Origin of the sequence: Pseudopedobacter sp., from assembly GCF_040392825.1 — a bacterium.
Lineage (GTDB): Bacteria > Bacteroidota > Bacteroidia > Sphingobacteriales > Sphingobacteriaceae > Pseudopedobacter.
Window position 1 is genome coordinate 1 of record NZ_JBEBVH010000102.1, and the last position, 12947, is coordinate 12947.

The following is a 12947-nucleotide window of genomic DNA, read 5'->3' on the forward strand; positions in this document are numbered from 1 at the left end:
AAACAATCCGTTAAAATATATGTTAATTTTACATTATGGCCTATAATAAACTTACACCGGAAGAAGAATATATCATCTTACACAAAGGCACAGAATACCCTTTCACCGGCGAATATACCAACCTCAAAGAGGCTGGAACTTATTTTTGTAAACAATGTAATGCTCCTCTTTACAGATCGGAAGATAAATTTGAATCTCATTGCGGATGGCCCAGCTTTGATGATGAAATTCCCGGAGCTGTAAAGCGCGTTCCTGATGCTGACGGACGAAGAATAGAAATAATTTGTGCCAACTGCGGAGGACATCTTGGACACGTTTTTGAAGGTGAAGGCTTCACTGAGAAAAACACCAGACATTGTGTAAATTCATTGAGCATGAAGTTCGTTCCAAAAGCCTAGAATTTTAATTTTTGATTTTTTTAACCTATCTTCGAAACTTTGCCAATTGTGGCATCACCTTGTAAATCAACAAGAATGAAAATATTATTGCTTTTAGTAGCGATTTTTACATTCAATTTTTCGAATGTAAACGCACAAGAAAACGATGAAAATATAGTTCTAAAAAAAGGCAAAGCCACTTACTACCACAGTAAATTTGTCGGGCGAAAAACCACCAGCGGTCAAGTTTACCGACACGAAAAATTAACAGCTGCTCATCGCACTTTACCATTCGGAACTGAGGTTACTGTTACCAATCCAAAAAATGGAAAATCTGTAACCGTAGTCATTAATGACAGAGGTCCTTTCAATAAACATTTGATGATAGATCTTTCACAGTCTGCTGCCAGAGAAATTGGAATTATCGGTGCCGGGGTTGCAGCGGTTGAAATGACTTATGAATTGCCAGGAAAAGAAAAGCTGGCTAATAAGAAAGTCGATAACGAAGTAAATGGGATTTAAAAGGCCCGATAATAGTTAACCGGACCTTTTATACCACATTACCAATTATCTGTTCTGAAAGGAGAAACAGGTAATCCTTTACTATTAAACAGGTTTGACATGGAAACATCGGAGAACCCAAATCTTACAGCTACTGGATTTTTAACAGCTTTATTATAAACAAGCAGTTTATTCCCAGATATTTTATAATCTGCTGGAATAAATTTTTGGGATTCATTAGCAATCAGTAAATCTATAATATGTGCCCCATTTACTTTTAAGCTACCTTTCAGATAGTCAAACTCAATGATAATTTTGTCTCCTTGTACCAGGTGCGACTTATAAACCGGGGATTTATAGTCATCAGATTTCTTACCGTAGGTTTCTATCAACGCCAATTCAGAAAGTCTTCTTGCAACTTCTTTCTTTTGAGTTGGGTGAATATTAGCAACATCCGGTACCAAGTCAGTCACCACTACCATACCCGTTTTAGGAACATTCAGTGTTTTTATTTGCTGCTCCCTTAACAGTGCGCCCCTTTGTTCTTCCGGTTTTGATTTGTAATCATAAGGAGCTATTTGCACATAGTAGAAAGGGAATTCATACCCCCATGCATCTCGCCAGGATTTAATCATTGTTCCAAACAATTTATTATAACCATTATAGGAAACGATATTAGATTCGCCCTGATACCAGAAAACTCCTGCTATGGTGTATCCAGCGAATGGGCGGATCATAGAGTTCCACAAGCTGCCCGGCTCATGGGGCTTTGAAGGTGCAGGCCTTTGTTTCTTAGCATTTTGAAGCAACTCTGCATCTTCCAGAATGATATTGGCTGGAGTCCAGAACTCAGCTGCCGTTCCGCCCCAACTTGAATTTATAACACCTATTGGTACCTTTAAATCTGCCTGGAGCTGTTTGGCTATAAAATAACCTATAGCACTAAAGTTTCTCACCGTCTCGGAAGTACAAGCTACCCAAGAGTCAAAGATATCGTCCTGAGGTGTTAACGAAGCAACATTACTTATGTTCAGCAATCTAATATTCGCATGGTTAGCTTCCGGCAACTCCTCCAACATTTCTTTTAGCTGATTATTTGCATTCCACTGCATATTCGATTGTCCTGAGCACAACCAAACCTCTCCTATTAAAATATTTTTAAGTATTTTTTTATACGCACCACTCACAATTGTAATTTCGTAAGGTCCTCCCGCTTCCGGGGTTTTCAATTTAGTTTCAAAACGAGCGTGACCTGATGCCTTTATTTTTATGGGTTGATTAGACCAGGAAGGCGTTATAGTAACCTCACTGCCTCTGTTGCCCCAGCCCCAAAAGTTAACCTCTGCATTCCTTTGCAAGATCATGTTATCTGAAAAGAATGCTGGCAAGTTAATCTGAGCTGAAAGCTTTCCTGAAACCAATATTAGAAGTATAATCAAAATATTCTTCATACTAATACTATTTATTTCTGATACATCTTACGGATAAACCGCCTCCTCTACTAAACGCCGGATATTCCACCCCTTTATTTGTCAGATTAATCAAATAAGCATTACCGGTAGCTGCCGCTGATGAAGACCAGATTCTTAACATTCCTGTCTGATTCCCTACTTTTCCGTTATTTGCATTACGCATACCCGCCGCAACCAACTTTAAATTTGAGGAATACGCAGTTAAAAGACTGGTTACTTTTTCTGCAGCCAACACAACTTTCCATTCCTGTATGGTTGGTATTCTCCATTCTCTGCCAAACAATTGCCTACATGGGTCGCACCCGTTTATCTCATTAATCTTTGCCTGTTCATTAGCTTCCCAGGTGTCATACTGATCGCCTCCCTTCCACCAGAAACCAGTATTTTTTTCCGATGTATAGAAAGGATTTTTTTCTGTTTTGGATAAACCTCGTGGATTGTTCGGCGAGGCAACTGCCATTTCTATTTTACTGTCTGCTGTTTCATGCCCATCTAATCCTCTTCCCCATTGAATATAATATCCATAAGCATTTTTATCAGCAATATTAGCCGCTGACCTCAATGCTCCCAGGTTCTGCTGCAACCAGACTTTCCCATCTGCTGCTCTTACAGTTTTATAATCTACTTTATCTCCACCTACTAACACAGTGACAGCACCAAGTGCACCCACTTCTTTTGCGGGAATAATTTCGTTGCTATTATTTACTATTGGTTGAGTTACCTTTCTTGCTTTACATCCAACGGATAAAGCTAAAATTGCTGTCACTACATAAACAATTGAGTACTTCATAATTATTCTGTTCTTAAATTTTCTGGTATATAATTTCTAAAATTCTCTAGTCTTCCAAAGGTGATCCGATTAGAATCGTGATAGTTTCTTGAGCCTTTGTAGGAAGTCCTGCTCAGATAGATAATGTCTTTTCCATCGAAAATCCAATCTGGGTATTGAAAACCTGTTTTTTTAATAGATTCTGTTTCGCTTAACCCCTGATCGTCCTGCATCAAAGCCTTTGCATGAAACCAATTACGCAAATCTTTTGATGCAAAAAGTGACAATACATTCCTTTGTGCAGGAAAACCTGGATGAGTATTATTATTCGATAACATCCAATAAATTGGCTTTTCCGGATCTTTTCGTATAACAAATTTGCTCATTCCGCCCGGCAGGTTAATAAAATCATTGACGTTAAAAGTGGCTGTTTTTCCCCTATCTCTGATCTCAACCATAGCTCCTCTATCTACAAAAGGGGTTGAGTTTACTCTTAAGATATTCCAGAGCTTACCATCAGGCCCTGTCACTATATTACCTTCTATCCATCCGGTTGTATTTTTTGATCCTTCTGGATCTTTAGAGCTATCGTATGCGACTTCTGTACTTTTAATCCAGCTATCGGCATTTAACAGGTCTGCATCTTCACTTGCAGATATTGCGAAAGCATTATAACCCCGCATTCCCGGTAAGAAATCAGTTAGGCTTTCAAAAGCCCTGTAAATCCTACCTTGATGATAAACGACAGGAACGGGTGCACAATGATATTTAGCTCTACCTTTTTCACTATCGGTAAACAACAGGCCCTTTTTTGAATTGGTGGGGGTAGTCCATGTTTTTCCATTATCCACAGACTTCATAATGACAATATTCCTGGTACCCACGCCTGCCGATACTCCCAACAGATATACAGCATTCTTATGCTGGAACAAGTTGGCCCAAAACATACCTTTAAGTTCTGTTAAAAGCGACCAGGAGATACCATTGTCTTTGGAAACATATATAAAAGTATCATCAGAACTAACAAACTTTCCAAAGTAATCGAAAGAAGCTAGTAAATTACCATTCTGAAGTTTTACTATACTTGGACTTCCCAAATAAGTATTGGTAGATGGATCCATCCATTTCACCTGACTCAACCAGATTTTTGTATCTACTTTCTCGGCTGATTCCTGGGCCCGAACATCCACAGAATGACTCAGAAACAAACTAAGAAAAATGAGTGCTACTTTTTTTCCACTAATCCACTGCATAAGTTAATAGCTTTTTTGTAGAATCGATGATTTTAATGAACTCTACATTGCCTCTTGGCTTTACCATAAATCTCATTTCATCGGCCAGATCATCAGCTTTATCATAATCTATTCTATTTTTATATTTAAGTTTACCTGCAGATTTAGCCAGAATATAATCTACCAATTCACTTCCTATAAGGGATAACCTTGCGAGATTTGCCGAAACTGGTTCTATCTCACGTATAGCGGGTGCCACTTTCATGGTCTCCTGCAATCTGGAATGATTTTCTATCCACATGCTATAATAAGCCTTGATTTTATTACCAAATTCTATTGTTGGTTTTTGAAGGAAATCCTCAACTAACCATGTAAATTCCCTGGCTACTTTGCTATCTGGTTTTGCTACGTCTACCACCATTGTTAATGGTGTATAGGTATAATAAGTTATTCCCTGCTTTCTTCTGGAGAGCTCTTTCATGGGCTCTACGACATCTACAAAAGTTTTTAGCGCAGTTATATCGGCTCCATTGGTTAGCCTTTTCAACATTACTTCATAGTTTTTATTATGGTTTAGTCCTAAAAACTCTAAGCGGTTGCTGGTAATTTCCAGTCTTCTGTACATGTCTTTTACATCTCTTATTTCTCGCGGCGACCACAACCTCTCTGCAATTGCTGCAGTAGAAGGCCAGGCTCTGGAATCTATAGTTTCAGCTGAAACAATCTCTCCCCACATAGCAGATTCTCCTCCATATACATTAGCCAACTGTTCTGGCGTCAGGTCGTGACCTTCTTCCAAAGGTTCATTCAAATAATAGTCTTTAGCATCAAAAAGCAAATCCACATAATAACCAGAAGAAATGATTACTGGATACCCCATTTTTGCTGCTTCGGTTAATGAATGCTTTCCTCTCCAAGAATGAATCATGATATCTTTAGAGATACCTGGTTCCAGAATTTCGTCCCATCCCATCATTTTCTTTCCGTATTTTGCTAGAATTTTTTGTAATCTACCATTAAACCAGGTTTGCAATTCCATATTGGAATGAAGGTTATGCTTTTTCTTAAATTCCTGGATTTTCGGATTGGCATCCCATTGCTGTCCTCTATTTTCGTCACCTCCAATGTGGATATACTCATCAGGAAAAATATTGGTCATTTCCTGGATAAAGGTATCTAAAAATGGATACAGGGATTCATTTGTCGGATCCATGGTTGGTGCTGGCTCAAAATGGCTGTATTTGGTTTCTATCTGATAAGTACCTTTCGCACTTGCATATTCCGGATAACCTGGAAACCAACTGGATGCATGTCCGGGCATATCAAATTCAGGAACTACGCGAATGCCTCTGTCCGCAGCGTATTTTACAATATCTCTCAGTTGCTCCTGCGTGAAATATTGACCATTAGATCCTTTTTCATGTAATTTTGGATGCACTTTACTTTCTACCCTGAACCCCTGGTCATCGGTTAAGTGCAAATGCAGTACATTCATTTTCACGGCAAGCATAGCATCTATATTTCTGATAATCACTTCGTACGGTATCCAGTGCCTTACTACGTCTATCATTAATCCCCGCCAGGGAAATCTTGGTGCATCTTGTATTGATACCTGAGGAAAATAGAAGCCTTTTTCATCTGCTTCCAGTAATTGCAGCAGCGTTTCCAAGCCGTACATAGCACCAATATCTGTAGCTGCTTTTATGGTAATTCTGTTTTCGTTAACCTCCAGCTGGTAACTTTCATCTTCTTTAAGCCTTATTAATCCCGGCTTTTCGACATGAATCTGCAACAGGGACTTTAAATCGTTGTCAGAAGAAGACACTTGATTTTGTTTAAACCATAAAATAGTCTGTTCATCCAGCCTGCGCAAAAATCTTGTTGCCGCTGGATAAATTCTATGTGCCGGACTTCCATGAATTGCCAACCTTAAAGTGCTGTCTATATACAATTTACCCTCTTTTATATTTAGTTTTTGCGGTATCGGCATTAAATTGAGTGTTTTCTGCGGTTGAGCAATTACTGCCTGTAAAAACAGAAAAAATACTCCTGTTAAAAATTTAACCTTCTTCATTTACTGTATTTTAAAACATCACTTTTTTACTAATTACTTCACCGTTATCAAAAGTCACATTAACTATGTATACACCGTTGGAGTGGTTTAAATAGTACTTAAACTTACCGGCTACTTCTACATTTCTACTGTCTGCCACTTTTCCTTCGGTAGTAATGATTCTTACCTTTGCTGATTTACTTACGGGATGTTGAATAATAACTTCTAAAAAACCTGCATCGCTTTTAATGACTTGCAGATATTCATTCTCCGCTATGCTGCCATGAACTATTATGGTTTTTAAATTTCGCTTTGTTCCATCTTTATCTGTTTGTACCAACCGGTAATAAGTATTATCGAAAGGAGCGTAATCTGTATAGCGATATTGCGCATCAGATGAGTTTATATTATCGATTTTAGGTGCAAGCGGATGAAAGATAATACCATTCTGGGATTTAAGAACTGAATAAAAATCATTATTTACCTGACTTGCCGTAGTCCACATCAGCTCTACTCCTTTATTTCTGAATTTTCCTTTGAAATCTATTAATTCTACAGGCAGTGTTCTTTGTATCCTCACACATCTGACAGATATTCCTCCGCCTCTGCTGATTGGCAATGTCGTCGCTGATACATTAGACATACTTACAACATAGGCTTGTCCATTTGCATTTGCATCAGCTGTCCAAAAACGGGCTAGTGTACCTAAGCTGCCCAATGTTCCATTGGCAACATTTCTTAAACCTGCTGATGGAATTTTGAGGTTAGATTCATAGGCTGTTGAATAATTTGTTATGTTTTCTTGTGAGATTAAATTTTCCCATTCTGCTTTAGTGGGCATGCTCCATTCATTACCCAACATTTTGCTGCATGGATCACAGCCTGTGGTTGAATTTACATAGGTTAAATCACCAGAAAGCTGATCTGTCGCAGCTCCGCCCGACCAAAAATATCCGGAAGCTGTTGCATAATAATAAAAAGGATTATTTCCTGTTTTGTTAAGTGCCGAGGGATTGTTAGGACTTAACATACCATTAGTCAATATAGCACTGTTTCTCAACTGATGTCTATCATTCCAACGCCCCCAGGCAAACAGATCTCCATAAGACGAAGTATCGACACGAGATTCTGCCACTCTGGAGGAGCCTATGTTTTGCTGCAGCCATATTTTGCCGTCGCTTGCTTTAACTGTTTTCAATAATTGAGGAGAACCATTGTAATCGTTTATCATTACCCGCCCTGTTTCTCCTAGTGTTAAGGGTTGTACTTCCGAAAGATATTGCCTAAAATTCTCAACCCTACCAAACGTAATTCTATTAGAGTTGTGATAGTTATTTGCTCCATCGTAAGCTGTCCTTACAAGATAAATAATATCATTACCATCAAATTGAAAATCGGGATATTGAAATCCGGTTTTAGCAATAGACTGCTCATGTGTTAATCCCTGATCGTCCTCCATCAATGTCTTTGCGTAATGCCAATCGCGTAAATTGGTAGAGATATACATAGAAAGGACATTCCTTTGCTCTGGATAAGCAGGATCTGTATTGTTATTTGTAAATAGAAAATAAACCTTAGATATAGAGTCCCGCCGTATCGCAAATTTACTCATACCACCAGGCAGTTTAATAAAATCAGATGCAGAGAAAGAAGCTGTATTACCGTTGTTCGAAATTCTAATGATAGCACCTTTATCTATATAAGGTGCAGAATGTACACGCATAATATTAACTAAACTACCATCGGGAGCTTCTACAACATTGCCCTCGATCCAGCCAGTATTCCATACCGAACCGGGCAAATCTGAAGAAGTATCATAAGGTACCTCTGTACTTTTATTCCAGTTAGCAGCATTCAATAAATCTGCTTCATTCTCGTCTACAGAAATTACAAAGGCAGAATACCCCCGAAAACTCTGGCTGGCGTTTACCAATCTTTCAAAACCTCTGTAAATTCTTCCATTGTGTACAATCACTGGTGTAGGTGCACAATGATAGGTTGGATTTGATGTACCTATTTTATCGAACAAAATCCCTGTTGTGGCACTGACCGGCGTAGTCCAATTGGCACCTCCATCGGACGATTTCATGATTACTATACTTCTGTACGTCACTCCTGCGGAGGTTCCCAATAGATAAACATTATTTTGATGGTAGAAAAGACTTGCCCAAAATATTCCGGTAAGCTTTTTTTGTAACGTCCATGTGTTTCCGTTATCGCTGGATTTAAATACTGCGGTTTCATTTGATGAAGTGCTGCTTCCAAAATAATCATGGGATGCCAGAATACTTCCATCAGGAAGCGTCAATAAACTGGGACTTCCTAAATATATAGCCCCTGCAGATGGCGATTGATAATTAACTTCACTTACCCACAGAGGCGAAGTTTGTGCAGATAGTGTTTTAATAAAACACACAGTAATAATAATAAAACTGATATACTGTTTCATAACCGTTTTTTTTATTGAGAAATAGAATCCAGATTTTTTTTCAGGAGTTTTCGATAGTTTTTTAACCTATGAAATGTTAGAAAATTGGCATCATGGTAATTTTTTGCACTCTTGCTTCCAAAATCATAAGCAGTTCTGGACACGAATACGATGTCTTTTCCATCAAATTCCCAGTCTATATAATTAAATCCATGTTTTTTGGTATCAGGGTGTTGCAATAGGATGTCATGTACCACCCAGTTTCTTAAATCGGTGGAAGAAACCAACGCTTGTGTATTCCTTACCCTATCCAACTGTATTTTACCTCTGTATTCTTTAGGTACATAATTGACTATGGCCAGATAGCGTTGTGCTTTTTCATCAAACTTGATCGTAAATTTTTTACTTCCTCCTGGAAATTTTATAAAGTCTTTTTCTTTGTCAAACGCAGATATACGGCCATCATCTGATACATTTACTATTGCAGCATATTCATTCTCTTTATCATTAGGGTTATGTACGCGTAAAAGATTAACTATCTTCTTCTCCGGAGTCAGGACTGCATTTCCTTCTATCCATGCTCCAAAATTTCCGTTAAGGTAGGTTGAGTCATAAGGCAAGCTGTTCGTATGTCTCCAATTTTCAGCGTTTAATAAGTCTGCATCTTCTTTAACAGACATCATGAACGTACTGTATCTAAGGCCCCATTTCTTGATCTCACCGTCGGCTCGCTCCATCGCCTTCCATAGATAACCGTTATGTGATACCAAAGGCATTGGTGCACAGTGAAATTCACCTTCTATTAATAAGCCCGATTTTGAATCTGTTGGTTTTGTCCAGTTAAAACCTCCGTCCATAGACTTTCTGATAACTACATTACCATGATGTTTATCTGTACCCAAAATATAGAGTACACTCTTAAACACAAATGGTTTAGACCAGAATTGTCCTTCTAAAGCGGCTATTTCTTTCCATAGCTTCCCTTTATTTTCCGAGAGATATACTTTAGATATTGCGGAGGTAAATTCTGTAGATTTTTTACCAAATAAATCATGTGTAGCTATATAATTGCCATTCGGCAAAATACATATTCCGGGAGACCCAATATATTGTCCTTCGTCTGCATCACGATAAGTTACTACTACTCCCGGTATATTTTTATAATTTGATTTTTGGGCAGATACAGGCAAAAATAACCCAGTCAATATTACTATTGATAACAAAAGCCTCATATTTTGTCAGTTTATTTAGGTAATACCTTTATATTGATTTCTTTTTTTACTTCCCTTTTTTCTGTTGAGTTTGCATTAAATGCGATTAGAACAATTTTATAATCACCAGGTTCGTCGTAAGCTACCTGATAATAATCCAGCCGTCTGTCATTCATGCTCTTTATAGGTAAACCCCAATCTGGACCTACATCAACCGCTCGCGGAAAAGCCATTTTATCGCTCACTATCCAATCCTGGGTTTCTTCGCTGGTCAGCGTAGAATTATTTCTCAGAATAATAATATTAGTCCCTTCGAAACCTGCGGTACCAGATTGTTTATTAGGTGATGAAAACACGCCGTTAGCATTGAATCCAAAGGAACTGTATGCATAAAAATTGGTATAATCTGAATTTATATCGGCTTGTGTTCTTATCCTGAAATTCTGAATACGGGTTATACTACCTCTTCCATATTCGCTTTGCTTTTTAACAATTTGCCTAATGGCAAAATATACTTTTGCGGTATCTTCGTTTCCTTTAAAAATAGCATCATTAATAGACTTTATACCACTTGACATATAATCTCTTTCATTGGATTTAGCTATTTTGAATCTTTCAGAAATATCTGTCCACTCTGTAGACAAAATGTTATTATAATTATAGTTTCCATCAAATTTGTCTGATACTAAAATAGAAACTTGAGAACCTTGGGCACCGTCTCTTGCATGACTGTTAAAATCCAGATAATAGAGTATTTCCTGAAATCGGGTTTTATCTGTAAAATCATAATCATTACCCGGTTTCCCTGTATAAAGTGTTATGTAATCTATATTTCCTTTAAAATTTATTCTAACCGTATCTCCTGCTGTGTAGATATTATCATCTACATAGGCATCAAAAACAGGTTTTTCTATATCTTCTAATGTATTACATGATTGGATTTGTATGGCTACTGTAACCAAAAATAATCCTAAAATTTTTGCTGTTTTCATTTCATTAAGATTACCATCCAACATTTTGTTCCAATTCATAATTTACACCCAATTCATAACTTGGTATAGGCCAAACAACATCTCTGGCTGAAACGTTGGTGAATGTTGCTCTTGCAAACCTTAAGTCATAGAAGTATTCATGGTTATTCACTTCTGTCAATCTGTCTTTCATTCTGGTTAGAAATATCCCCCATCTTACCAAATCTCCTTTTCTGAGACATTCAAAAGCAAGCTCACGGGTTCTTTCATCCTGAATAATCTCCAAAAATTCTTCTTCGGTTAATCCTTCTACTATATCAACGGAAGGACTTGCCAGGTTAACATCTAATCCATAACCTCTTCTTCTCACCTTATTTAAGGCTTCATACCCTTCTGCGGTAGCCCCATTGTTTACATAGTTGTCTGCTTCTGCAAACATCAATAAGACATCTGAATATCTTAAAACCGGAAAATTCTGTGGGGTCAGGCTTCTGTGTTTAGGTAATAGTGTTTCTGATGTTCTTCTAAACTTTCCACAATTACGATGCATAATCTGATTAGCTGTTCTGTTTACTTCCCTACCTACTCCATTAGTGAAGGCATAATAAAAAGGAGCTACTGTCCAATCTCTTCTTTTGTCACTGGCAGATTCATAAACGTCATAGGTATACCTGGTTGTGTTTATATAAGAATAGCCAAATCCAATATTTAAATCTGTTTGATTATAAATACCATTGTTTACACCAACATATCCTCCTAAAGAAGCATAAATACCTGTTCCGTTTCCATAAAACTCTACTTCAAAAATACTCTCTCCTATCTCATATTCATCTCTCGCTAATTTTTCGAAAACATTTTGAAAACTAGGATTCAATTTATGTACAGGATGATCCATTACCTTTTTTGCCCATTTTCTTGCCTCTGCATACCTGGTTTCATCTTTTATTGGAAACCCCGCCCAATGCAGATTAACCCTTGCTAATATTCCCCAAACAGCAGACTGGTTTACTCTTCCTCCATAACCTAATGTTTCTATTGGTAACACTTTGTCTGCTGCTTTTTCAAGATCTGATACAATTTGCTGATATACCTGAACTTTAGATGTTCTGGTTGACTGATGAGCTGCAGCAGAAGCTGTATTAATAGGTTCCAGGATAAGCGGCACATCTCCAAAATTAGTTACTAACAAAAAATAGAAATAACTTCTTAAAAACAATGCTTCTCCTTCAATTACATCTCGTTCCGCATCTGTTAAATCTGTAGGTACATCTATGTTTTTAAGAAGCACATTGGCTCTGTTTATGCCAGCATACAGAACCCGCCAGAAACTTTGAACTTTTATATCTGCTGTAGACACAGAATAATCTCCTATAGAATTTGCATCATTAGAATTCCTGTTAAATGCCTGATCTGCATCTAATCCCATTCTACCTAACATATTATTTGCATATAATGCATGATCTTTTAATACAGAATAAATTCCCGTCAATGCATAATTCATCTCCGTTTTATTGCTGTAGTAATTCTCGGGTAACGGAAAATCATACGGAACTAAATCCAAAGGTTTTTCACATGATAAAAATGAAAAAACCAGAATGAATATTGATAAATTAATTTTTTTCATACTCTTAAAAATTTGTTCTAAGGCCAAATACTAACGTTTTTGCTATTGGATATACCGAAAAATCGAATCCCGGTGTTAATGCTGAATTTCTCAATGAAACTTCAGGATCCATTCCAGAATAGTTTGTCCATGTATAAATATTTTGCGCAGCTACACTTAATTCTAAACTTTTAAGATTCATCCGTTTTAACCATAGCCTTGGTAGAGAGTAGGACAGATTCACTGTTTTAAGACGTAAAAAAGATCCGTCTTCTAAAGTTCTATTACTATAATATCCACCCGGACCTTGTCCCCCAACCTTATATAAAG

General features: G+C 37.5%; 11 protein-coding genes. 2 read left to right on the forward strand and 9 right to left on the reverse strand.

Translation table 11 applies throughout. The features are described 5' to 3' along the window. Positions 1–35: 35 nt before the first annotated feature. Together ABWO41_RS08940 and ABWO41_RS08945 are read left to right on the forward strand one after the other, a co-directional pair. Complete coding sequence (locus ABWO41_RS08940) at positions 36–398, forward strand: methionine-R-sulfoxide reductase (protein ID WP_353136668.1); 363 nt, start codon at positions 36–38, stop codon at positions 396–398. 75 nt (positions 399–473) lie between these two features. Beyond that, positions 474–899, forward strand: coding sequence for a septal ring lytic transglycosylase RlpA family protein (locus tag ABWO41_RS08945; RefSeq protein WP_353136671.1), 426 nt, complete (start codon positions 474–476; stop codon positions 897–899). Between the two features lie 38 nt (positions 900–937). Here ABWO41_RS08945 and ABWO41_RS08950 read toward each other — a convergent pair whose 3' ends face one another. The 9 genes from ABWO41_RS08950 to ABWO41_RS08990 form a co-directional block, all read right to left on the reverse strand. Beyond that, positions 938–2329, reverse strand: coding sequence for a sialate O-acetylesterase (locus tag ABWO41_RS08950; protein WP_353136674.1), 1392 nt, complete (start codon positions 2327–2329; stop codon positions 938–940). Between the two features lie 7 nt (positions 2330–2336). Then, the gene (locus ABWO41_RS08955) at positions 2337–3140 is read right to left on the reverse strand and encodes a fibrobacter succinogenes major paralogous domain-containing protein (protein ID WP_353136677.1); all 804 of its coding nucleotides are present in this window, start codon (positions 3138–3140) and stop codon (positions 2337–2339) included. A gap of 2 nt (positions 3141–3142) precedes the next feature. Continuing rightward, the gene (locus ABWO41_RS08960; protein ID WP_353136680.1) at positions 3143–4372 is read right to left on the reverse strand and encodes a sialidase family protein; all 1230 of its coding nucleotides are present in this window, start codon (positions 4370–4372) and stop codon (positions 3143–3145) included. Continuing rightward, on the reverse strand, positions 4359–6425 hold the full coding sequence (locus ABWO41_RS08965) for a beta-N-acetylhexosaminidase (RefSeq protein WP_353136683.1): 2067 nt from the start codon (positions 6423–6425) through the stop codon (positions 4359–4361). Before ABWO41_RS08965 ends, ABWO41_RS08960 begins: the two co-directional genes overlap by 14 nt. 10 nt (positions 6426–6435) lie before the next feature. Continuing rightward, the gene (locus ABWO41_RS08970) at positions 6436–8853 is read right to left on the reverse strand and encodes a hypothetical protein (protein WP_353136686.1); all 2418 of its coding nucleotides are present in this window, start codon (positions 8851–8853) and stop codon (positions 6436–6438) included. A gap of 11 nt (positions 8854–8864) precedes the next feature. Next, the gene (locus tag ABWO41_RS08975) at positions 8865–10064 is read right to left on the reverse strand and encodes an exo-alpha-sialidase (RefSeq protein WP_353136689.1); all 1200 of its coding nucleotides are present in this window, start codon (positions 10062–10064) and stop codon (positions 8865–8867) included. Between the two features lie 11 nt (positions 10065–10075). Then, positions 10076–11074, reverse strand: a complete 999-nt coding sequence (locus ABWO41_RS08980; RefSeq protein ID WP_353136692.1) for a DUF5017 domain-containing protein — start codon at positions 11072–11074, stop codon at positions 10076–10078. Next, on the reverse strand, positions 11046–12638 hold the full coding sequence (locus ABWO41_RS08985; RefSeq protein ID WP_353136695.1) for a RagB/SusD family nutrient uptake outer membrane protein: 1593 nt from the start codon (positions 12636–12638) through the stop codon (positions 11046–11048). The genes ABWO41_RS08980 and ABWO41_RS08985 overlap by 29 nt, the downstream gene beginning before the upstream one ends. Positions 12639–12642: 4 nt before the next feature. Then, on the reverse strand, positions 12643–12947 hold a 305-nt coding region (locus ABWO41_RS08990), incomplete at its 5' end, for a hypothetical protein (protein ID WP_353136698.1).